This is a genomic window from Bradyrhizobium sp. SZCCHNR1053, assembly GCF_032381235.1.
Taxonomy (GTDB): Bacteria; Pseudomonadota; Alphaproteobacteria; order Rhizobiales; family Xanthobacteraceae; genus Bradyrhizobium.
Genome location: NZ_JAUHJM010000007.1, coordinates 1 through 22280, shown reverse-complemented (window position 1 = coordinate 22280; position 22280 = coordinate 1). Strand labels below are relative to the sequence as shown.

Sequence of the window (22280 nt, the reverse complement as noted above, 5' to 3'; positions counted from 1 at the left end):
CGATCACGTGTGCACGTAGTCGCCCGGCGCGTCTCCGAGATCATTCGAACGATCTGTCCCGAGTTGCGGCGGTGCGCCCGGCGCTCCCGATTGCTGTCCGAGCCACTCTGTCCAGGCCGGCCACCACGATCCCTCCAGCTTTGGCGATGTGCCCTGCCACTCGTCGGGTCCGAGATATGGAGCGTCGGCAGCCTTGGTTCGCAACTGATGGGAGTGCCCCTGCTCGCCCGGCGGCGCCACGATGCCGGCATTATGGCCGCCGCTGGCGAGCACGAAAGTGACGTCAGCATCAACCTCGTAGTGGACCTTGTACGTCGACTTCCAAGGCGCAACGTGATCACGCAGCGTCCCGACGACGAACATCGGCGTGTGGATATCCGAGAGCGAAACAGGCTTCCCTTCGACCCGATACCGCCCCTCGGCGAGATCGTTGTTCAGGAACAGCTTGCGCAGATATTCGGAGTGCATCCGATACGGTAGCCGCGTCGCATCTGCGTTCCATGCCATCAAGTCGCTCGGGTTTGCGCGCTCGCCGAGAAGATAGTCGCGCGAGACACGAGACCAGATCAGATCGTTGGAGCGCAGCAATTGAAATGCGCCCGCCATCTGGGTGGTGTCGAGATATCCACGCTCCCACATCATGTCTTCGAGAAAGGCGACCTGGCTTTCATTGATGAAGAGCGTCAGCTCTCCCGCTTCCGTGAAATCGGTCTGGGCCGCAAACAGCGTGATTGTCTTCAGGCGCTGGTCGCCATCGCGTGCCATGGCCGCCGCCGTGATCGAAAGAAGCGTTCCCCCGAGACAATAGCCTGCGGCATGGACCAGCGTATTCGGAATGATCCTTCCGATCATGTCCAGGGCAGCCATGACGCCCAGCGAGCGGTAGTCGTCAAACGCAAGATCCCGGTCTTCCGCTCCGGGGTTTCGCCAGGAGATCATGAAAACCGTAAAGCCCTGGTCGGTCAGGTATCGGACCAGCGAATTGTGCGGCGACAGATCCAGGATGTAATATTTCATGATCCAAGCCGGTACGATCAGGACCGGCTCTGGTCTCACCTTCTCGGTCGTCGGCGCGTATTGAATCAGCTCGATCAACTGATTGCGAAGCACAACCTTGCCCGGCGCGGCCGCGACGGTCTTGCCGACGACGAACTCGCCATTGATCGGTATCTTCCCCGGCTGCATCACCTGCATGAGATCGGCGAGCCAGTTCTGCCAGCCGAAGATCAGGTTCTCGCCACCGCTTTGAAACGTCTTCTCCAACACTTCCGGGTTGGTCGCTGCAAAGTTCGATGGCGCGAAGATGTCGAGCAGTTGACGAATTGAAAAGTCGACGACGGCTTCGTTGGCAGGGTCGACACCACGAATGCCGGTCGTCGCCTTGTGCCACCAATCTTCCCCGAGCAAAAACGCCTGGGCGAACAAGTTGAACGGGTGCGTCGCCCATTGCGGCTTGGAAAAGCGATGATCGTTGGCCTGCGGTTTGATCAGGTCCCAAGGACTGCGATTCGGGTCTGCAAACTGCAATGACCGTTCAGCGACCTGCTTAGCGCCGTGCCAAGCATCTCGGACGATTTCGATCTGACGCTGAGGTGCAGCGGCCAGATGACAAGCCCAATCCAGATACGCCATTGATAGAGCGGCCGGGGAAATTCCACCGGTGAGCCGAGCCAGCATCGCGCTGAAGGCCCTGTCCAGCTCGTGATCCTCGCGTCGAAGCTCCCCGGAGGTCGCGTCGGCTTCTCGGGAGAGCAACTTTGCGTCGGGTGCGGCGAGCGCACCCTCCGGCTTCAAAGAGGTCTCTGCAGAGACAACGGCACTGCTCCGGTCGTTAACGATCGTTCCCTCGCGTTCCCGTCGATCGGGACGCGACGCCCCCGCACTCTTCAGTTTCGCCACCGTTGCCCCATGAGATTCACGCTAGCATCAATCAGGCGCTGCCCGTGCTTGAAGAGTCGATCGCAATCCCGCCTGACGAAATCAATCTGATGCCGTCCACATTCCTGGACCATCGCCTGGATTCCCTTCACGGAATGCACGCCAGCCAGCTTCGACACAAACTCAGCCAGCAGATGCGTCTCCGTACGCGCGCGATCCAGCACTTCGTTGCTGGCAAACAGAACCTCCTCCATGACGATCTGCTGGGAACCAACGAGCAGCTCGAGTGCGTGCTTGTTGGAGAGAGCGACACGTTCGGACAGTTCGGCCGTTTCGTCGGCCAGGACCTTGGTCCCGGAGAACTCGGACATGGGCACCTCTCCTCTCGCTAGATCAAAATGCCTTATAGCTGCAATTCAATGCCAGGACCTTGAGCTGCGTCAATGACGCGGCGGCACCTCCTTTGACCTGCGTCAATTCAAGACCGTGGCGACGGATTACGTTTTCTCAGCCTTTGACATTGGAGTTCGCCATGCGCGCCCACCAGATCATGACCCGTCCCGTCATCACCGTCACCCCTGACACTTCCATCGTGGATGCGGCAAATATCATGCTTCAACGGCACGTCAGCGGCCTTCCCGTGGTCGATTCCGGCGGAAAACTCGTGGGCGTCGTCTCGGAAGGCGATTTCATCCGCCGATCCGAGATCGGCACAGGGCGTAAGCGCGGCCGTTGGCTGCGCTTCATTCTCGGGCCCGGGAAGTCGGCCGCCGACTTCGTCCACGAGCACGGTCGCAAAGTGTCAGAGGTAATGACCAAGTCTCCCCTAACGATCACCGAAGACGCCGCGCTGGCGGAGATCGTGGAACTGATGGAAAAGAACCACGTGAAGCGGTTGCCCGTGGTCAAGGGAGACCGGGTCATCGGCATCGTGTCACGGGCGAACCTGCTGCAAGCGGTCGCCGCGCTCGGGCGGCAGGTCCCGGATCCGACGGCGGATGACGATCACATCCGCAACCGTGTGATCGACGCTCTCGAGAAGAACGACTGGTGCCCGTTCGGATTGTCCGTCATCGTCAAGGACGGCATCGTTCATCTGAGCGGCGTCATTACCGAAGAGCGCTCGCGGCAGGCGGCAATCGTTGCCACCGAGAACATCTCTGGTGTCAAGAAGGTGCATGATCATCTGTGCTGGGTTGACACCATGTCGGGCATGTACCTGAACTCACCGGAAGACGACGAGATGGCCAAAGCCGGCTGATGGCTGCTGAGGACGCTGCCGCTCTTCCTGCCTCGTGTCCGGCACCAGTGACGATGCCTTAGGTTCCCGGATTGTTGCGTCCGAACGCCCCCGCCCAACGCAGGGCTTCGATCTCCTGCTCAGTGTACCCAAGCCTGTGGCGCAGGATCGCGGTCGTGTGCTCACCGAGCCGCGGCGCCGCCGTCGGCTCGACGGTCGGCGTGAGCTCCATGGCGATTGCCGGCTCGATGTTGGGTATCGAGCCTGCCGTCGGGTGCGGAATACGACAGGTGCGGTCGCGCATCCGGACCTCGGCCGCGTTGAACGCCTGCTCGACCGTACGAACGTGTCCAACCGGAACTCCAGCCTGGTTCATCCGAGAGGTCCAGACATCCATCCGTTCCGTGGCGAGGATGTCGGCGATGAGGCCGCGCAGCTGCGCACGGTTGACCCATCTCGCCCTTCGCGTGGCGAAGCGGGGATCGCTCAGGAGATCCGGACGACCAAGCACCTCCGTAGCCAGCCGGCGGTAGATCCGATCGTTGGCACATGCGATGTAGAGCGGACCATCTGACGCTTCAAAGACGCCGACCGTCGGAGAGTCGTTCGGCGAATTGCCCGTCCGCGTGGGGTTCACGCCGTTCATCAAATACGCCATTCCGGAGAAGCCGGTCATCGCCAAGGCGATGTCAAACAGCGCCACCTCGACGTGCTGCCCGCGACCGAGCCGCTGCCGGGCGGCGAGTGCCAATAGGATGGCATTGCAGGCGGACATGCCGGTGGCCAGATCAACGATCGGAGGACCGGTCCGCACCGGCGGACCATCGGCGAAACCGTTGAGGGACATGAACCCGCTTTCCGCCTGGGTGATTGGATCGAACCCTGATCGCCACGCGAATGGACCGGAGCGTCCGTAGGCCGAGATCGAGCAATAGATCAGCCCGGGATTGGTGCTGGACAGTGTCTGATAGTCCAGCCCGAACCTCTCCATGACGGACGACGAGAAATTCTCCACGACGATGTCGGCCTTGGCGATCAGCGCCCGCGCGACGTCTCTGGCCTGCGGTATCGTGAGATCCAACACCATGCCGCGCTTGTTCCGATTGAGACTGAGGAACGCTGCGCTCTCTCCGCCGAGCTCGGCGTGCTCGTATGCGCGGGTATCGTCTCCCGTGAGCGGCTGTTCGATCTTGATCACCTCGGCGCCGAAATCGGCCAGCGTCTGTGTGCACGCCGGCCCTGCGACGACCCGCGTGAAATCGATCACCAGCAGACCAGCCAGCGCGGTTGGCGCGTCAGGCGGCCGTGGCGCACGCTCTGGCAGGGTGACCTCGGCCGGCATCCCAGAGTCCTTCCCGCTGCTTTGATCGTCTGAAGCGATCTTCCATTGACTGCCCGGCGTGGCATTGTCTCCAACGTCCGACAATGCATGGTTAGCTCAACGGCAGCCGCAAAAAAAGCCCGGGTCGGAGCTGTCGAGCCGGCCCAATTCTGCTGCAGCGCAATGCAATCTGCATGAGGCATCGATCGACAGCTCACCGCCCGATCATCTTGCGCCAATAGAGCGAGTTCACCCAGGCCCAGGGCCGGACCGGTTGGAACAGCACATATCCACACCGAATGAAATTGTTCGCGGATACGATGTTGCAAGTCGTATCCGAAACAATGCAATCCAGGCCCGAGCGACGCGCGCGCTGCTCGATCACACGCATCAGCCGTCGCTGCAGGCCGTAACCACACCGCTCTTGGAGAACGCCAACCCTCGAAAGATAGGCTATGCCCTTGCCGAGGGATGACGGCATCATTCCGGCAAAGGCGACGGGCCGTCCGAGCTCGGTCGATATCCACCATTGTCCGCTCTCGAAATCGGGCAGAGGTGCGCAATCGAGGAATGTGCGCGCATGGAGCTCCTTCAAGGTGTCGAGGACGTCAGGCTCGCAAGCGTCGACCTCTCTGATGCGGAAGTGGCGGCCTCGCCGCGAGATCCAGGCTGGCACGGCATCACCTTCCGAGCACGACTTTGATGCCGAGCCAGATCGCACCGATCAGACCGGTCGCGATGACCGTGATGACGGCCTTGAACGTATAGCTCTGGGCCTGCTCCACGCTCTTGCGCCAGCGCCGCAGGTGCTGGAAATCGGCTCTCAGCTCCTTCCGATCCTCCTCCTCGATGCCGAACGAGGTGAGAATGGTCGCGATCGCTCTCATCACGACGGCATCGATCTCGTCGCGCTGAAGCTGGCTCTGCTTGGCCAGGGTCTCGGCGACGACGGCCGTGATTTCGTCATGGCTGATGTTCATCGCCTGATGATCCTCGCTACATTTTCGAAGCCGCGTTTGGCAAAATAGAAGGAGATGACGAGATTCGCGGTCGTCGACGCGAAGCCCGCGAGCGGATCCGTCGAGCCGAGCCCGAGCACTTTGTCCCACACCAGCAGCTTGGCAAAGTAGATCGAGACGCAGTAGCCGATGAGCTTGTCCGGCTCGTACCAGCAGCCGATTTCCGCCGCACGCAGCCGAAGCTGCGCGTCGCTTTCGGAGACCTGCGCGGCGATCTCCGTCGCCGCGAGGTCTGCCGCGATCTTGGCATCCGCGTTGCCCGCCCTCAGCTTCGCCTGGTAGGCGTCGATCAGCCCCTTGATCACGGGCCCGCCCAGAAAGCCCAGAATGCTCATCCACATGTCACGATGCCCTCTTGAGCGAGCGCAGCCGTGCGAGAATCGTGATCAGCGAGATCGCGAGAAAGATCCGGCCGACGGCACGGGTATCGCCGACGGCGGCGCTGATCTGATCCTTCAGGCTCGGGTCCCCGAGAGCGTCGCTGACGTTGTCGACGATCGACAGCAGAAACCCGACGACCGCCAGCACGTAACCCCAGGCGATCGTCAGCGAATGACGACACGCAGCCTTGACTTTCGTCCACATGATGAATCCTTTCCAAAAAATTGCGCAGACGCGCCGCCGGCTCTCGCGAGCCGCGCTCGGTGCCCCGCAGATCGTTGTGTCTTGGCCGAGATCGACCGTCCGTCGGTACGCCGGCCAGGAGCACGAGGCTGCGCCGGTCAGCGGTTGCCCAGAAGGCGTTTCACCAGGGCAGCAAAAAGGGCCCCAATGGAGCCCTTTGCCGGATGCCTGATGGATGCGGGAGTCGGCGCCGGAGGCCAGGTGTCGGGCGGCCGCTCCGTCTCCACAAGGCCGGTCGGGAAGCTGATGGTCGCATCGATCTGCATCATGGTCTTGAGCAGCCCGGCGCAACCCGGCTGCCGGTCGACCGCCTGGGGATCGTAGACTCCGTCACGGACATACTTGCCGGCACGATATTGATCGGTCCCGGCCCAGACATAGGGAGACGGCACGCCCCGGCGCGCGTAGCCCAGCCCATTATACTGCTCGAGAAGCGTCAACGCGCCGCCAATCGACCAGTCCCGCCACCGCGCCGCATGCGGCGCGCAATTGACGAGCGCGTCGACTGCGGCGTCCTCCCACGAGGCGAACGGTCCTCGTCCCGCAGGCACGTGGACGGACACTCGGTCCCAGGGATCCCCCTGCGCCAGCGACCGGGCCCAGCTCTGCGACGATTCGCGCTCGTGGATGACGGCGATGATCGGCCAGGGGACGCCGGTACGCTTGGTCACGGCCTGATAGCGCGATCTTGCGGCCATCAAGCGCCCGGCGGCCAGATCAAACGATCGGGTGAGCCTCGCCTGCGCCCAGCGTCGGCCGTTGGCGTTCGTGAGCCGTTTCAGGTCCATCATGACTCCAAACAAAAAAGCCGCCATGGCTGGCAGCGTGCGTCTTACTCAGTTCAGAACTTGCGCGACTGTATTGCCGCTCGATTGCCTCGTTGTCGGTCACTCGCTCGCCCCCAAAAACTGGCCGGCCCGTGAGAGGCACGGCCACCGCAATCACCGCGGCGGCTCCGATAGCAAGCTTGTGCCTCGTCTTCATCGCGCGCCCTGATGAAATATCCTCAGGGACGTTGCTGGTCGCAGACTCCCGGAGGCGCAGCGCGGCATTGAGAAATGACCGGAATACGGGAATAAATCGCAAGACGTCTCCAGATATTGCAAACGGTGCCTAAGTGTGGTCTCCTATTCACTTACAGATTTAGACCGTTCGGACTGACAACTGTGGCAAGTTTGATTTTCGGGGCGGGTGGGATGGTCGGAAGCCGCATCGCCCAAGGCTTACCCGGGGCTATTTGCGTTTCGCGGCAACCGAGACCAGGATGGGTAGTTGCTGACCTTGGGCGCCGGGAAACGATCAACCTTCCCGAAGCGGAAGTCATTTTTTGCGCCACAAGCCCCGTAGCGTTTTCAACGGTTATGCCTGAAGTGCTCCGGCGTAAACCGCGTCGCATCGTTGTCATCACGTCAACGAGTGTTTTCTCCAAGTTGCACTCCGAGGATGCGCGCGAGCGCGCAGACATGACGAGTCTTCGAGCTGCGGAAGACCGCATCATGCGCGCATGCGAGAGGGCCGGTGTGGAGTGGACCATACTGCGGCCCAGCCTGATCTACAGCGAAGGCCGCGACCAGAACGTGACGCAGATTGCGCGCATCGTCCGCAAACTGCGTTTCATGCCGCTCTATGGGCGCGGGAACGGCCTGCGCCAACCGGTGCACGCCGAGGACCTCGGACGCGGCGCTATAGCCGCTGCAATCAGCCCCGCAGCAGCGAACCGCGCCTATTCAACAACAGGCGAGACGATCACATATCGGGAAATGGTAGGCCGCATCTTTGACGCGCTCGCGATGCGCCGACGCTTCGTGTCGTTGCCTCCGTTGGCGTGGAATGCGGCCTTCGCTATCGCGCGGCCGCTTTATCCTGGCGTTACCCCGGCCATGGGCAAGCGCATGGTCAAGGACTTGGCCTTCGATTCCTCCGAGGCAACCGCAGATTTCGGATGGCAGTCGCGGTCATTTGCGCCGTCGTTCAGATGATACGCATAATGTAGTTGCAAAGGATGGTTGGCTGAACGTTGTTGTGTACGCCGCCGCCACCGGATGCATCTGTCGTGAACGGATGCACATGGCGACTACTTGCGCCGCCCGTCGAGGACCCGCCGGTACTTGTCGCCGCGGGAAAACTTCCTCCTCCGAGCTGGTTGGCAGAGACATTCGCAACGTTGTAGCTGTGAGTGTGGTCCGGCGTATCGTTACCGGTAGTACCAGCATGGGCGTGCGATGGCATTTCGTTGACCGTTAGGGTATGCGCGTCCTCGCCACCCGCTCCACCGACGCTATGCCGCACACTTGCCAACGCGCCGGCTACAAGCCTGTTCGCTGTCGTGCCGCCCATATTGTCGGGGCGCGCAGTCACGCGCCCGCGAAGGTCAGGCAGATTGAACGTGGTCGTTCCGTCCCCCACCCCATAGGTGGTGCCGACCAAGGCGAACAGCGGGGCATAGGCTGTCCGGCTGATCGCCTGGCCGAACGGAAATGCGAACGAACTGTTCGGCGCAGTCGGCGCCCAATAGTCGATACCCCCGGCGATCGGAATACAGTACGGATTGCCGTAGAATCCGTGCAGATAAAATGCCCCATCGTTATTGTTATAGACCGCTACATAGGGCGTGCCCTGGACCATCGTTCCAGCTGGTAGGTCCGCATTGGGCGCGCTGCGCAATGGCTTCGGGCCCAGAGAATCGACGTTGAGCGTCACCGGTGCGCCATTGGTGACGTGCGGCGTAAACGCGATGATCTGGCCGTTGAGATGCGAGAACGTGTCGAACTGCTGGTTGCTGATCACGGCGTAGGCGGTGCTCGTGCCACTCGTCGCGATCGCCCCCGCGATGTCGTCGCGATATTTTGCGGTCGCGGCCATCATGGCCCGAGCGGAGTCGTTGATGCTCGACGGGACCTGTCCTTCGGACCAGTTGATCGTTGGATCGGCCGTGGCATCGGCCGATGCGGTCTGCGACCATCGATAGAGTGTCATTCTGTTCCTCACATGAAGAAGGCAGCCACCCAGGCTGCCGGGGACCTGTTTCTGGCTGCTCGATGCCGACGCATCGCGGCACTGGCCCGATGATCGATCACGCGTACATGACTAGGTCTCTCGCCGTAGCGTCAGATATTGCTCACAGGCACAGGACGGCGCCCTGGCGATCAGCAGATTGCGGATCACCCCCTTGGGCACTCCGGGGCTCTCTCTTGCGATCGCGTCGACACGAGTCTGCACGACGCGCTCGATCTCACCCCGAAGCTCCTGAATCCTGTCTTCGATGGTCGGATTGCTGCGATTCTGCTTCATCGGTCTGATCCTCCTTCATCGTACGCTCCGCGGATCGGAGCCGTGCGAGTATCTTGTTTGCATGCGCGAGGGCGTGCTGCGTGCGTCTCAAGCTCTTCTCGCGCCTCGTCTCGTGGTCCGCGATGAAGCGCTTCAGATCGTGCGGCAAAAGCCTGAAGCGCTCCTTCCAGGGACCCGGCCAGGATTGCGGGGGCGATAGGTTCGCGATGTCGTCGAGGACGATCGCGACCGGCTCTGCCGCTGTGGGATCAGCCAGCCCCAACGAGGCGTGAGTTCTGGAGATGTCGAGAATCGCCTCCCAGACCTGCTCGGCACCCATGCCGGCGTGCTCGCGGGCGAAGCGGGCGACCGCCGCCGGCGAGGCCGGGCAGAACGTCTCGTGCTCCCGCTCACACCAGCGTGCGAACAGCGGAGCGCGCTGCCTGCGCGCCTCGGCAAGCGCAGCCAGAACGGGGTTTGTCATCGACCGGCCTCACGGCCGCCTGGACATGCGGGCCTGATAGAGGGCGACCGCGTCCTTGAGATCACCCGACGATGTCAGGCGGGCGTTGAGCGCGCGCAGATCCGTCCGTCCCCGCTCCCCCGACGAGACCGACACGCCTGGCCGAACCACGGGCGGGACGGCCTTCGTCACCGCGGCATCCTTTGCCCGCATCATCAGTCGATATCGCGCGGCGTCGTACATCATCCGCTGGAACGTGGCATGGCGCATCAGCGGCTCGGTCTGGAACAGCCGGTTGAGCTCGGACGCCGGGATCCCGCTCTCCTTTGCCGACGCCACGATCTCTGCGGCAACGGCCTGGCGCACGGCGCGCGGCTCGCTCTTCAGCATGCCCTCGAGCCGGTCGTCCTGCTCCTGCGCGAAGGACTGGAAGCTCCGCTGAGCCACTTCGGCGTGCTGGCGCTGCGCCTCGGCCTGCTGTGCCAGCAACTGATCCGACATCGCGACAGCCGCCTGGATGCGCCCGAACCTTCCGGGATCCTCGCGCGACATCCGTTCGAGCGCGGCCGCGACTTGCCCGGCAGGCATGCCGGCAAATTCAGGAAACTGGCTGAGGAAGCTCGCCTGGGCAATCTGGACGGCCGATGCCAGGCCTTCTCGGTAGGATTGGCGGGCCTGCTCTGCTTCTCCGATCTTCTCCTCGATCGCCTGCAGCACCTGCGGATGCTGCAGGGCTTTCTCCAACTCCGGCGCAAGCCGCGACGAAGCATCGTGCTGCGTCGAGCCGGTCTCGGCAGTGGACTCGGCTTCGCCCGAAGCCGACTCGAAACCGTCGGGCTCACCATTTGCCGGCGAACCCAAGTGGTCGCTCGAATCGGAATCCGGCGTCCCGCGAGATGCCTCACCCACCTCAGCGGCCCGAACGCGCGCGTGATCACGCGCCGCGCGTTCGAGCGTGACCGACTCGCCGCGATCGACTGCGTTGCCGGCTTCGTCGACATACTCCCGGACCATCACCGGCGGACGGGGATCGGTGCGCTGCTCGGCAGCGTCGCGCAGCGACGCAACGTCGCCGCCGAGCGCCTCGCGCTCCGGCCGCTCCTCCGGATCCGGCATCGGCCGATAGCCGGCATTCTCCAGCTCGAATGCTGCACCCGTTACGAGATGCTCTGATTCATCTGACATTCACGACCGCTCCCTCGAGACGCTGCACCGAACTACTTCTTGCCAAACGCGCCGCTGAACGGCTGGAGAAGACTGCCAATGCCGCCGGCGATCTTCGCAAACTGGTCGGCACCGGACAGCTCCTGTGTTCCCGTCATGGTGCCGTTGGTCTGCTGACCGAGCTGTGCGATCGGCGTCCCGATCTGCGCCAGTAGTCCAAGCGCCTGCACCGGAATGCCGCGACGCTGCGCCTCCTCCGCCAACGTGGCATTGGCTCCATAGTTCTGCGCATCGAGCGCGGCCTGTGACGCCGTCAGCCCCTGCCCCTGGTTGGTGAGGTACTGCTGCTGCATGCCGCCCAGCATGTTGGCCGTCGTGTTGCCGGCACCGTACAACGCATTGGCCGCGCTCAGCTGGTTCTGGACGTCCTGATTGTACTGGGCCGCGATCACAGGCGCTTCCGCCGCCGCCACGCCGCGGCCATACGCCATCTGGTTGGCGCCGCTGAAGTCGCGCCCAGCAGCCGCGAACTGGCCGTTGATCGACGTGCCGACATCGTTCTGGATCTGCGCCAATTGCGCCGCGAGCGCCGGATTGTTGCCGATCATGCTGCCATTGGCGTAGGGCGACAGCTGCCCCTGCAGCGTCTGCAGGTTGGACTGCACGTTGGGCGCCTGCGCCAGCGCATTGCCGCCGTTGAGCAGCGACTGCGCGTAGGAGCCGATGCCGCCGGCGTAGGGATTGCCCTGCGCCGCATTCTGCCTGAGCGTATCGAGCGCGCCGCCCTCGGCGCTGGTCAGCCCGGTATTGTTCAGCCCATTGCCGACCTGAGACAGAATACCCTGCAGCATCGGCTGTGCCGGCTGCCACGGCTGCGTCTGGGATTGTTGAGTCTGGGTGCTGGATGATTGTCCGCCCATTGGGCACGTTCCTTGATCTGACAATGTTAAGAGTTGGCGCAACTGCAAGCTCGCAGTCCTCGAAAAAGGCAGCCCTGTGAGCATGCCTTCGCTCCGTTCGGAGGCAGCAGCACACGGAGAGTTCAATCACATCCCGTTCCGATTAACGTTCCTCAACGCGCGATCGCAAGAAGCGCATCCGAGTCTCCGATGGTTCGTCGTTTGAACCCGTTTGCGATGCCCAGGTCGGATAACCCTGCTCGGCCTGCTGTGAGGCAACGAGTCTCATGCCCGGATCAAGTACATCGCGACCGGCCTGTTTTCTCAGGACCGACTGCGACGTCTGCTGAAGCTGCCGTTGGTCCTGGAGATTGTCTCCGAGCAGATAGTCAAGCAGCCACTGGCGGATCTGGCTTTGCGGGATAGTTGATGGTTCGGGTGCAGGTGCCGGAATGGGCGATGGGTATTGTAGCGATGGCGGCAAGCCCGGCTGTGATGGATCTTCGAACCATGACGGCAATCTTGGTGTCCCCGACCCTGGTCGCGGAATGCCTCTGCGGATCTGGCCTTTGGGAGTAGTTGACGGTCCAGGGACAGGTGCCGGAATGGGAGGAAAACTCGGGCTATTGTTGCCGGGGGACGGGTATTTTAACGATCGCGGCAAGCCCGGCTGTGCTGGATCTTTGAACCATGACGGCAATCCTGGTGTCCTCGACCCTGGTAGCGGAATGTCTGGGAAAGGCTTGGCATAATCTCTGCCATCAAGATACCTTCTCCAATCTGGCACGATCCCTTCACGCAAGATATTTGGCCAATCACTCGATTCATCCCTTGAATTTCCCACCATATCTTCACTCCCCCAAGACAAAAAAAAGGCGCGCCAAGTCGGCGCGCCGTCAACGATCAAAATTTCGGATATCAAGAGCAGCTCAACTTACATTACGAAGGGAGCCCTCATGGATCGTAGATAACCCGTACATCGAACGGCAATTGCTGGGCAAGAGCCGCAACTTCCTCCTGGCTCTCGGGATAACGTTCGTAAACGATTTCTGTCGCGACCGAGCTTTGGTGATAGCGAGGATGCCATGTCCACATCAAACCCGCTAATCCGTTGGGGTTTGACCGGTTGATGTTGCTTAGAGTTCTCCTGATATAGATGCTCTCCGGCGGTTCCTCGAATTGACGATTGACGACCCGCAGGCTCATGAACTTGCGTCTCGTTGCATAGATTGTGTCAAGCTCCTGAGAAAGCGATTCCGCCGGGGAGGTGGAGCGACAGTGTCCGATGTCAAAGCGCGGCAAACCTCCGTCCCTTGCCGTCCGAAAACCTAAGCAAAATCCGTCTACCATTCGAGGTCGCCATGCAACCAACCCATCTCGTAGTACGATGGTTTTTCGGGAAGCAAACACGAGATAATTGGCGCACCCGATCAAGCAGTAGCCACGAACTACGACAGTTGCATCGAGATCACTCAAGCGATCGGCAAGCCTCATCATTGCAACGTCGTCACCACCTTGACTGCGGACAACAAAGAGTCCACCGGGTTGCAGCCGGTTGACGAGCGACAGATCCTGATCGCGATGAACAAGGCCGTCGAAGCAGAGAATCCGCCGATCCGGCGAAAGCGCCAGCCGTAGCGGGAATTCGCCAGCGCAGTATTGTGCAGCAGCGCGATAAGGGCCGAAGTCGATCTCCTCGGCACGAGGAGCGTTCATCCTCATCGTGAGGGCCAGCGCCACGAGAGCGGCTTTTGCTCCCCACGGCACACGGCGCGCTGAGACTCCTGCTGTTTCGGTGCGATCTGCACTTGTCTGATAGAACATGCGTTTTGCCCGGCAACCACGCGATTTGGGAAATAATGCCGCCCGCGTGACTGGAACATATCAAGAACATACCTGTCAAGCGCAACGTTCCCCTCTGCGCGTGCCGCAACTGGCGGCAGAGCTAATCTATCCAGTTGTCAGATCCCTTTGCATGATCAGCATATGAAAGACCCCTGGCGACATCATCAGAGCTGAGCGTCACCTCAACTCCTTCTGGATAATCACATGCGTCTGCCGATAACCATCGAGCGCGCGAAGCCAGCCTTTGCGGCCGTAGATGCGCATGCCGCGGCAGCCCTCTGCCTTGGCGTAGGTTTCGATGCCCGAGATGAGCGGCAGCCAACGTGCCATGGTCTGGCCTTCGCAGGCCGTAATGACGCACACCATGCCTGTCTCGGTCAGCTCCAGCCTGGTCGCCGCAACGGCATCGATCGTGGCGGCACCGGAGGCGCCACTCAGTGCAAGCCATAGCAGCGCCCGTCCCGCGAGCACGTCTCGCTCGATATCTGCGAAGGCGGACAGGCCAGTGCGGCGGATCGCCCGCCGCAAGCGCGGCGCGACGTGCGGCCAGACCTGTCCGACCTGGCGGGGATCGACGCAGGCGAGCTCAGCCGAGCAGCGCATAGAGGAACGTCCGCGCGGCTGCAGTACTATTGGCATGCGTCAGCGTGAACGCGCCGTTGGCGACCGCGCTCACATAGATCGTGCCGTTGCCGAGCTCGGCCGAGGCGCTCGGTGTCGTCGCGGTCAGGATCGGCGTCGAGCCGGCCGAGCAGTTCTTGTCGGCCACCACGGTGGTCGACGCTCCCGGCGCCAGCGTCACACTGCCGACGGCGTTGGAGCGGCCGGCGGCGAGCTGCTGCAGCGCCAGGATGACCTTCTTGAGATCGGTTTCGGTGATGCCGGGGACATAGGCCGTCATAGCGTGCCGCTCACGGTGAGGTCAGGCACGACGCCTGCACAGAAGCTCCATGACGCGTCGGCCGGAATCCGGACTTTGAAGCGGGCATAGCGCGTGTCCTTGCGCAGGTCGCAGCGGCCCGTGCGCGTGTTGACCGACACCTCTACCCCCGCGACAGCGGCGGCCGATGGCCTGTCGCGTGAGGAGACCGATCCGAACAGCGTCGTCGCGTCGGTGACCGGCCGAAAGCCACGGATCATGATCCGGTTGTCGTCGGTGCCCTGCTCTGCGCTCTCCATCGTCGCCTCGAGATTGTTGCCACGGAAGAAGCCCAGCACGTGATTTGCGGAGAACTGCGCGATCTCGGGCTGGACGGCCGTCGCGTAGGCGTCGAGGCTCAAGGTCATTGCGTCGATCGACGACGAGATGCTGTCGAGATTCTCGAGCGTGAGGCCCGTCTGCGACATGCCGAGCAGATACACGCCGGTTGCCGCGATCGAAAAGAAGCGGTCGAGCAGGAAATCATAGCCCAGCAGCTTGTCGTAGGTGCCGATCGCGCCGGAGATCGACCTGTAGGACCAGTACACCCGCGTCGAGCGCGGATCGGCCGCCCCGATCAGCAATTGCAGATTGCCCTTGTCGAGATCGGCAAGGAAAGTGCGGTCGACCTTCTCGCGGCCGATCGGCTGCGGCAGGCCGCCCGGCTCGATCTTGTGAAAGCCCTGACCGGCATAGAAGAAGATCCGCTCGCCGGCACGGATGATCGAGTATGGCGCGTAGAGACCCTTGTCCTGGGTGATGCGATCGATCTGGAAGATGATCGGCGATCCCGGGACGTAGGACATGCGCCGGATCGCCTGATCCTGGAAGATGATCCCGGCTTCCCCGCCGGCAACGCCGCGGACGATGCCGCCGTCCGGAAAGTCCTGATGATCGGACCCCGCCGTCAGGCCATCCCAGGACGTCGCCGAATTGAAGTTGTTGAGACCCGACCATTGGATGCGATAGGGCGTCGACAGCAGGCCGGAGAGCACCAGGAAGCGTCCGACGACGCTGATATAGGCGGCCTGCGGCGGCGAGCCCAGGGCATTGTCGAACGCGGTCGACGACGTCAGATCGAACACCTGCAGCAGCGCATTGGCCTGCGTGGCGAACACGAGATTGCCGGTCTGTGCGAACTGCCACTGTGCTGCCGCGGAGAGCTGCGAATAGCTGGCGCCGCCCTTCGAGACATCCAGCCAAGTGAAGTCCGTGTTGTTGAGGCGGTAGAGCTTGGTCGCGGTCGCGGCGAAGGTCACGACGGTGCCGTCCGATTTCAGGGCGTAGAACGCACCGCGACACGGCTCCGGCAGAGCCGATGTGTAGGCCGAGAAGGCTGGAAAGGGGCCATAGCCATCGCCACGCGGAACGACGTTCTGAATGTTCCGGGTAGCCTGACCTTCGTAGTCGCTCACGTCGGGCCGATATTCGCCAAAGGCAAGAAGAGGCATGTTACCTCCAATCATCGATTGCCGCCGGCGGACTTCCGCCGCGGTCAAGAGGAAACAGAAAAGATCGACAACGTCGATGGGGCCCGAGCCTTCAAACGGCCGCGCGCATCAGGCTCGAACAGATGATGGCCACGACGAGGACATCAATCGCTCGTCCAGCGCGGCGTCGGAGGAGACAACGCATTCCACGAAAATGACAATGCCGGGACACCCAGCCAATGGTCGGCCATACTTGGCTTCGGCGACCAGGACTGCTCAGGAGCGTTGCTGCCGCTCCAACCGATTGTCCCCGTGCCGAGAGGATACCAGGCCTCGAAGCCGCGCCCGTAGCCGACGTCGTATCCGACGAGCTGATATGAGGTCTTCTCACCGGTCATTGCGCCAACGAAGGCCGATGATTGGCCGCTGACGATATGAGTCCGCCCCGCGGCCTGCATCTTGCCGACCGTCGTGATGGAGTTCCCCGCCGCGACGAAATCGCCGGGGGCGGCGAAAGCACCGAACGAATACAGGACCGTGGTGCCCGCCGTCAGCCAGCCGTTCTGCGCACTGAGAAGACCGATGCGCGCAGCCGCCGAGCCGCCGGCATAGACGAGCGACGCGGTGATCTGAGTGAGCGCAGACTGGAAGCTGGTTGCACGACCTGCAAGCGTGACGGCGGCCGGACTCGCGAGGAAGATCGTATTCGTTGCGGAGCCGCGCGGGAGTTGCGCGATCGCCAGACTACCGACGGCGTCGAATCCGAGCAGTGACATCAGTAGTACTCGTCGATGATGATGATGCCGGAGCCACCAGAGCCGCCAGCAGTGCCGTTCGACCCCGCGGAACCGCCGCTGCCCGCTGCGCCGACCGAATACGCGTATGTCGCGGCCGGAGCAGCAATGTACTTCTCCACGTATCCTCCGGCGCCGCCGCCGGCAGCACCGCGCCCGCCCGAACCGCCGTCAGTGCCTCCGCCTCCTCCGCCGCCGCTGCCGCTATTTGGCGCCGCGGCACTTCCTGCAGAGCCAATCCATCCGCCTGCTCCACAGCCGCCGAATGCAGAGTTAGCGCCATTCCTTCCTTGAAGCACCGCGCCTGTCGAACCGCCCGCACCATCGGTCGGCGTGCTGTGACTACCTCTGATATTGAGGTCACCGCCCGCCGCACCACCACCACTCGCGTAAGCGTTGCCGTACGGGCCGCCGTTTGCTCCTCCCGAGGCGGTCAGAAACGACGAGCCGAACGTTGTGTCACCGCCGACACCACCAAATGTCGCTCCCGTCGTGCCGCCGCCACCCCCACCGCCTCCGCCGCCGACCATGCGGACCAGCAGCGCCTTGCATCCGGCTTTGAGGGTGTAGGTGCCAGATCCTGAAGTCAGGACGGAGCGCGTCCAATTGCCGGGGCCTGCAGCCGCGGCGATATTGCTCCGCGCCTGCGCCTGCTGCGTGCTGGTGAAGGCGTTGGCCTCCTCGATCGAAATGAGATCCTCCTTCAGCGCGACGATCGCGACTTGCGGCGCAGCGGAAAAATTGACCTTCGCCGTCGTGCCGGCCGAGGTGAACAGGATCGTCGTCCGAGCCAATGTGCCGGTCGAAGAGGCGTAGGCGCCCTCGCCAACTTCCCATTGCGTCAGGTCGGCACTCTCGGCTCTGTATTTGTACAGCCGGCCATTGACCGCGCCGGCCGCGGCCGGGCTCTGATAGCCCTGGACGGCCGCGGCATAGGTCCAGTCCGTCGTGCCGCCGGCTGTGGGCAGGAACCTGCAGATGTCGAGAAAAGCTGCCATGTCAGGTGATCGTCAGGATGCCGTTCACCTGGTCGAGGTCGACCGTGAACGTGTTGCCGTTGGTCAGGGTGACGGAGGTGCCGTAATCCCACCAGCCGATCAGTGGCTTGGTCGCCGATGTCGCGTTGTAGAGCACGGCGTACTGAAAAGGCCCGATCGAGCCACCGGCCGCGGTCCACGACGGATCGCTGCCGCCGATGAAGCGGAAGGTGCCGGAGGTCTGCCCGCCGGTGATCGCGCCGATCGAGACGCCACCTGCCGTGTAGCCATTCCCCGTCGCCAGGTCGGCCGGCGTGTTGTAGACCGTATTGGTTGCGACCGGCGCCGTGCTGGTGAGATAGATCTTGTAGACATGCGATGTCCCGGTGAGCATGTCGTGCAGGGCATGTGCGACATCCTGAACGAAACAATTGAATTTGTTGAAGGCAGCCATGTGATCCTCTGTGTTGGACAGCGTCTCAGACGACCTGGCCGGAGAGCCGCATCGTCATCGGACCGGCGTTGAAGGTCGACGTCAGGCCAAGAGCATTGAGATCGGCGAGAGCGCTGGTGAAGCCGAGACCCCAGGTCTGAATCCGCCCGTCCTCTTTGAGATACGGAGCCGACTCGAGCAGAGCGCCGTAGAGATAGAGATCGGGTGCCAGCGTGAGCAGCCAGTTTGAATCGTTCGATGCTAGCGGCGGAACGGTCCGTCGGTAGACCATCTCGATCGTGTAGGCCGCGTCAGGCCGCGGCGCGAGCTCGATCTGGTCGCCGAAAACCGAGAAGTAACGCGGCTGGCCCGCGACGTCCGAGACACGAGAGCGATACTCGTCGAGTTGCACTCCGGACCTGAACTCCAGCGCAGGCTGGCCGCGCACGCTCGTCAGTCGGATCCGCCGCATCGATTGGAAGTCGGACGGCAGCGCGATGAACTCCGGCTCGGACGAGCCGACATCGACCACCGCGATCGCCCGTTGCTCCATCTGCCTTACGAACAGCTGCCGGTTGAACTTGGCTTCCGCGAGCTGGATGAAGCTCGGTATCCGAGCCACCAGCGTGGTGTCCTGGTCGCGCGCTAGATACTCGGACACGGCAGCCTGCAGCGATGAATAGTTCGAGATCAGGGTCATGATGGTCCCGCCTTCCATCCGCTCTGCAGAGCCGGCTTGTCGGTGCGCAGATAGGCCCAATCCGGATCATTGAGCTTCTCTTGCACGATCGCGTCGAACTCGGGCGTGAACAGGCGAAGCCGGGTGTTCCCCCTGGCATATTCCTCGTTCAGCCATTTGACGTAGATGACGTTCGGAATGCGCGCGACGTGGCGGCCCCAGTCGCTGTGCTGCTCGTCGCGGCGCGCTTCGCTGTTCCACTCCAGGATGGGCGCGACATCCTGGAGATGCTCGATCACGAGACCGGAGCCATCACGATCGAGATGCGGGCGAAAGGTCAGCCCATCCATCACGACAGCTCCGTGATCCACAGCGTGCCGGCCGTCGCCGTGACCAGGCCGTTGCTGGCGGCCTTGATGGCCGCGATGTTCTGTCCGGGTGTCACGGTGACGTATTCGACCGTGTTGGCGGGGAGAAAGACGTCGGCCGTGGTCGCGGCCTGGGCGCCGTCGCCGATCCGGTAGCAGCAGGCCGAACTCGCGGCGAGCCGAAGCTGGAACGTGCCCGGACCGAACTTGTTGGTGGCCCCGACGCTGCCGTCATAGGCGATGGTCTGCGTGCTGCCGATCCGGGATGATGGCTGTTTGGGAAAGAACGACATCTCAGGCTCCCCTAACTGCAAGCGAAAAATGCATCGGCACTGAGGTTCCCGACGCGCCGGAGGGTGTCAGTGCGACGACATCGTCCTCGTTGAGGTAGACCGGCGAGGCCGGCACGACTGAGAACAGCTGCCCCGCCGCGGAGCCTGATTGCGGCACAGTGAAGCTTGCGACCGGCGCGGCGTTCACCGTGACGGCGACGGTGCCGTCGGCCGTGGTGATGGCGCCGCCGAGGATACCGGCCACCTTGAGCAGCCGACCGCGGAACGGCGCGCGGACATAGGCGGCGACAGGATTCGCGCCGCAGGAAGGCGTGTAGGCCGTCAGATCGGCCGTGTTCAGTGGGCGATTGTCGGGAAGCGGCATGAATGAACCTCCAAAAGAAACAGGCGGCCCGAGAGCCGCCTGCAGATCAGGGTGATGAAAGATCGGGCTATGCGGTGGTGTTGTCGAAGATGCCGCCGCTGGCCTTCTCGTTGCGCGCGACCAGCGCGTATTCGGCGAGGATCTGGCGCCGGTCGGAATCGCCGGTCTTGGCGAGCGGGATGGAGATCATGTTGCGGCCGTTGAGATAGGCCACGGCCCACTTGTCCATTTCGAGCACGAGCACGTCACGCGGCCGCTGGAAGCGGCTGGCGACCACCTTGAGCTTGCCGAAATCGGATTCGTAGGCATCGACCGAGGCGACGATCTTCTTCGATTTGGCCTCTTCGATCGCGGTCGAGCGACCGGTGAAGGTCGAGAACACCTGCTTGTTGAACGCACCGGTCAGGATCGTGCCCGGCTTGCCGCCGTTGATCCAGATCGACGACAGCACCGTCTTCAGCCGCGCCTCGGTGAAGGCGATCTGGGTGCCGTCGGTGCGCGTGCCCGAGCCGTCGGCCGCGGCCGGATCGGCCGCGCCGCCGGCGCTGCCCTTCGACGTGTTGGAGACGATCCATGACAGGATCGAAGCCGTCTTGCGCGGCGTCGTCGTATTGCCGATCAGCTTGGCCTGGTTGGTACCGCAAAGAATGGTCTCGAGATCGCGCTTCAGCTCGAGGCCCTTCAGCATTTCCTGATAGGCGAGCTCATTGTCGCGGCCGGCATGGTCGACCGCCTGCTGGGTGCCGGAGACGCGGGCGACCTTGTAGGAGATCTGGCACTGGTTGCCGAGACGAACGGTCGGCGTGGTCACGTTGGTGTTGGGGTCGTCGCCTTCGAGCTGGGCATTGGTGCCGTCGGCGGGCGCCAGCGCCTGGGTCTGCCATTCGTGATTGACGGCCGTCGCCTTCTCCTTGTCGACGCCGCTCATGAACGGCGTGTCGACCGGATCGATGCGATAGATCATGTCGCTGAGATCTTCGCGGTTGCCGACCGCCTGGTAGGTGACGAAAGTGGACGTGGGTGTGGTCATCGATGATCCTTGATGTTGGCTTGCACGGCACGCGGCGTTCGCCGCGATCGTGCCGCCGCTTGGAGGTCACGACCGCGCGTTGCGCCGATCGACGCTGCGCAGATCTGGAGATGGTCTGACACTTTCAGGTCCCGCTGGCGCGTTGGCGCGAGAGATCACTCCCGGTTCGGCTTCTGCGAGACGTCGATGCCGTGGCGCCCGTGATGAACGGGGTCGGCAGAACCGCCTGTCACGACCGCACCTTGTTTGGCGCGGTGACGTCCAACAGCACGGCACATTGGCCGTGAGCCGGACCAAGTCACGGCTCACGAAAAAACCCGCGACGGTGTGTCCGGCGCGGGCTCGTGCAAGTCTTGCGATGTTGCCTTTATGGAGTTGATTTGCCCGACGTGTCAATGACGATTGTTGCGAGCTCAATCGAAATCGGACTCCGGCGCTGCCCGCGTCGATACGTTCACGATGTCCCTGGGCGTCACGTTTCCTGCCCGCAAGCAGCGCTACTTTGCCAGACGACTGACAAGTCGCCTCGTAGGGACGGCTTGTCGACGTGCCGCGAGTTCTGATGAGAGCGCCTCGACGGCCTTCGAGCGTGGATCAGGATAATTGAACACATCACCATGTCTTGCCGCATGACGCAAAGCTGACTGTGTCAGCGCTTCGGCAAGCTCAGGTGGACCGAACATCCATTCGGGAGGACGAGACGGAGGATCTACATCGATTGGCCGCCGCTCGATGCGTGGTCTGTCGGGGACCGGCCCGAAGGGTTTGGGTCCGGCTGGAAGCGGCCATCGGGCCGGACGGCATCCATTGCGGAAGCCCCGGCTGATCGGGAACCATCAGCGGCTCAATGTTAGTCGGCTGCCCCTGGTTGTTTGGCGCATGCGGTATCGGTCAAAACGGATCGCGCCCGGCTGGCAGCGGGCCAAGGGGAGCGAACGGAAACCACGATGGAAGCCCTGACTTGTCACCGTCCGTAAATTGATTGATCGCTGGAATCTCTCCGAGCCCATTGATGGCCGGGCCATTTTCGATGGAAGTCAAACCACGAACCGACGGCATCATCTTTGGAATCTCAAACAGGTCCTTCATTTCGTGACTCCACAAGTAAGCAACGATAGGCTTGAGGCCGCGCTTCCGTATTCTTGTTGATCAGTTGATAGCCGCCTGATCCGATCACGGATCATGGATCACCCTGACCTTGCCCCTGGGGCTTAATCCAGTTTGAAGTTCGTTCTGGCCCAACGAGGACCAGAGCATGAAGCGCAGCCGC

General features: G+C 62.6%; 27 protein-coding genes. 2 read left to right on the top strand and 25 right to left on the bottom strand.

All coding sequences use genetic code 11. The features are described from left to right. Nucleotides 1-3 precede the first annotated feature (3 nt). Both QX051_RS17930 and QX051_RS17925 read right to left on the bottom strand, forming a co-directional pair. Nucleotides 4-1677 (bottom strand): PHA/PHB synthase family protein, encoded by a 1674-nt coding sequence (locus QX051_RS17930; protein ID WP_409998113.1) that lies wholly within the window; start codon nt 1675-1677, stop codon nt 4-6. A gap of 209 nt (nt 1678-1886) precedes the next feature. Next, nucleotides 1887-2249 carry a hypothetical protein gene (locus QX051_RS17925; protein ID WP_315739043.1) on the bottom strand — a complete coding sequence of 121 codons (363 nt, stop codon included), beginning with the start codon at nt 2247-2249 and terminating at the stop codon, nt 1887-1889. A 161-nt stretch (nt 2250-2410) separates the two neighbouring features. Here QX051_RS17925 and QX051_RS17920 point away from each other — a divergent pair, with 161 nt between their 5' ends. Continuing rightward, nucleotides 2411-3139, top strand: a complete 729-nt coding sequence (locus QX051_RS17920) for a CBS domain-containing protein (RefSeq protein WP_315777046.1) — start codon at nt 2411-2413, stop codon at nt 3137-3139. Between the two features lie 58 nt (nt 3140-3197). Here the strand turns inward: QX051_RS17920 and QX051_RS17915 are convergent, their stop codons facing one another. From QX051_RS17915 to QX051_RS17890, 6 genes are all read right to left on the bottom strand, one after another. Next, nucleotides 3198-4460 carry a CoA transferase gene (locus QX051_RS17915; RefSeq protein ID WP_315777045.1) on the bottom strand — a complete coding sequence of 421 codons (1263 nt, stop codon included), beginning with the start codon at nt 4458-4460 and terminating at the stop codon, nt 3198-3200. 193 nt (nt 4461-4653) lie between these two features. Continuing rightward, nucleotides 4654-5115 carry a GNAT family N-acetyltransferase gene (locus QX051_RS17910; protein ID WP_315777044.1) on the bottom strand — a complete coding sequence of 154 codons (462 nt, stop codon included), beginning with the start codon at nt 5113-5115 and terminating at the stop codon, nt 4654-4656. 4 nt (nt 5116-5119) lie between these two features. Further along, nucleotides 5120-5419, bottom strand: a complete 300-nt coding sequence (locus tag QX051_RS17905) for a hypothetical protein (RefSeq protein ID WP_315739047.1) — start codon at nt 5417-5419, stop codon at nt 5120-5122. Beyond that, nucleotides 5416-5799, bottom strand: coding sequence for a hypothetical protein (locus QX051_RS17900; protein ID WP_315739049.1), 384 nt, complete (start codon nt 5797-5799; stop codon nt 5416-5418). Before QX051_RS17900 ends, QX051_RS17905 begins: the two co-directional genes overlap by 4 nt. 1 nt (nt 5800) lies before the next feature. Further along, entirely contained in the window at nt 5801-6043 is a 243-nt protein-coding gene (locus QX051_RS17895) for a hypothetical protein (RefSeq protein WP_315777043.1), read from the bottom strand. A 137-nt stretch (nt 6044-6180) separates the two neighbouring features. Beyond that, the gene (locus QX051_RS17890; protein ID WP_315739051.1) at nt 6181-6870 is read right to left on the bottom strand and encodes a hypothetical protein; all 690 of its coding nucleotides are present in this window, start codon (nt 6868-6870) and stop codon (nt 6181-6183) included. Nucleotides 6871-7278: 408 nt separating this feature from the next. Here QX051_RS17890 and QX051_RS17885 point away from each other — a divergent pair, with 408 nt between their 5' ends. Next, the gene (locus tag QX051_RS17885) at nt 7279-8061 is read left to right on the top strand and encodes an NAD-dependent epimerase/dehydratase family protein (protein ID WP_315777042.1); all 783 of its coding nucleotides are present in this window, start codon (nt 7279-7281) and stop codon (nt 8059-8061) included. On the opposite strand, the gene QX051_RS17880 is transcribed toward QX051_RS17885, so the two are convergent. The 17 genes from QX051_RS17880 to QX051_RS17800 all read right to left on the bottom strand — a co-directional run bounded on the left by QX051_RS17880 (nt 8054) and on the right by QX051_RS17800 (nt 22099). Then, on the bottom strand, nt 8054-9058 hold the full coding sequence (locus tag QX051_RS17880; protein WP_315739054.1) for a phage tail protein: 1005 nt from the start codon (nt 9056-9058) through the stop codon (nt 8054-8056). The genes QX051_RS17885 and QX051_RS17880 overlap by 8 nt on opposite strands. A gap of 256 nt (nt 9059-9314) precedes the next feature. Beyond that, nucleotides 9315-9836 carry a hypothetical protein gene (locus QX051_RS17875; protein ID WP_315739055.1) on the bottom strand — a complete coding sequence of 174 codons (522 nt, stop codon included), beginning with the start codon at nt 9834-9836 and terminating at the stop codon, nt 9315-9317. Between the two features lie 9 nt (nt 9837-9845). Continuing rightward, on the bottom strand, nt 9846-10931 hold the full coding sequence (locus QX051_RS17870; protein ID WP_315777041.1) for a hypothetical protein: 1086 nt from the start codon (nt 10929-10931) through the stop codon (nt 9846-9848). Between the two features lie 101 nt (nt 10932-11032). Further along, nucleotides 11033-11830, bottom strand: a complete 798-nt coding sequence (locus tag QX051_RS17865) for a tail fiber domain-containing protein (protein ID WP_315777040.1) — start codon at nt 11828-11830, stop codon at nt 11033-11035. A 1002-nt stretch (nt 11831-12832) separates the two neighbouring features. Then, nucleotides 12833-13702: a hypothetical protein gene (locus QX051_RS17860; protein ID WP_315777039.1), complete on the bottom strand. Its 870-nt coding sequence runs from the start codon at nt 13700-13702 to the stop codon at nt 12833-12835. A 198-nt stretch (nt 13703-13900) separates the two neighbouring features. Beyond that, nucleotides 13901-14326 (bottom strand): hypothetical protein, encoded by a 426-nt coding sequence (locus QX051_RS17855; RefSeq protein ID WP_315777038.1) that lies wholly within the window; start codon nt 14324-14326, stop codon nt 13901-13903. Next, nucleotides 14310-14624, bottom strand: coding sequence for a hypothetical protein (locus tag QX051_RS17850; protein ID WP_315777037.1), 315 nt, complete (start codon nt 14622-14624; stop codon nt 14310-14312). The genes QX051_RS17855 and QX051_RS17850 overlap by 17 nt, the downstream gene beginning before the upstream one ends. Further along, nucleotides 14621-16093, bottom strand: a complete 1473-nt coding sequence (locus QX051_RS17845) for a hypothetical protein (RefSeq protein ID WP_315777036.1) — start codon at nt 16091-16093, stop codon at nt 14621-14623. The genes QX051_RS17850 and QX051_RS17845 overlap by 4 nt, the downstream gene beginning before the upstream one ends. A 143-nt stretch (nt 16094-16236) precedes the next feature. Then, nucleotides 16237-16848, bottom strand: coding sequence for a hypothetical protein (locus tag QX051_RS17840; RefSeq protein WP_315777035.1), 612 nt, complete (start codon nt 16846-16848; stop codon nt 16237-16239). Beyond that, nucleotides 16848-17864, bottom strand: a complete 1017-nt coding sequence (locus QX051_RS17835) for a hypothetical protein (protein WP_315777034.1) — start codon at nt 17862-17864, stop codon at nt 16848-16850. Before QX051_RS17835 ends, QX051_RS17840 begins: the two co-directional genes overlap by 1 nt. Nucleotide 17865: 1 nt before the next feature. Then, nucleotides 17866-18297 (bottom strand): hypothetical protein, encoded by a 432-nt coding sequence (locus QX051_RS17830; RefSeq protein ID WP_315777033.1) that lies wholly within the window; start codon nt 18295-18297, stop codon nt 17866-17868. Nucleotides 18298-18322: 25 nt separating this feature from the next. Next, nucleotides 18323-18976 (bottom strand): hypothetical protein, encoded by a 654-nt coding sequence (locus tag QX051_RS17825; protein WP_315777032.1) that lies wholly within the window; start codon nt 18974-18976, stop codon nt 18323-18325. Further along, nucleotides 18973-19305 carry a hypothetical protein gene (locus QX051_RS17820; protein WP_315777031.1) on the bottom strand — a complete coding sequence of 111 codons (333 nt, stop codon included), beginning with the start codon at nt 19303-19305 and terminating at the stop codon, nt 18973-18975. The genes QX051_RS17825 and QX051_RS17820 overlap by 4 nt, the downstream gene beginning before the upstream one ends. After that, entirely contained in the window at nt 19305-19616 is a 312-nt protein-coding gene (locus QX051_RS17815; protein ID WP_315739068.1) for a hypothetical protein, read from the bottom strand. The genes QX051_RS17820 and QX051_RS17815 overlap by 1 nt, the downstream gene beginning before the upstream one ends. A gap of 1 nt (nt 19617) precedes the next feature. Then, nucleotides 19618-19980 carry a hypothetical protein gene (locus QX051_RS17810; protein ID WP_315777030.1) on the bottom strand — a complete coding sequence of 121 codons (363 nt, stop codon included), beginning with the start codon at nt 19978-19980 and terminating at the stop codon, nt 19618-19620. Nucleotides 19981-20047: 67 nt separating this feature from the next. After that, a complete protein-coding gene (locus tag QX051_RS17805; protein WP_315777029.1) occupies nt 20048-21010 on the bottom strand; it encodes a DUF5309 domain-containing protein in 963 nt (320 codons plus the stop codon). 891 nt (nt 21011-21901) lie between these two features. After that, on the bottom strand, nt 21902-22099 hold the full coding sequence (locus QX051_RS17800) for a hypothetical protein (RefSeq protein WP_315777028.1): 198 nt from the start codon (nt 22097-22099) through the stop codon (nt 21902-21904). Between the last annotated feature and the right edge of the window lie 181 nt (nt 22100-22280).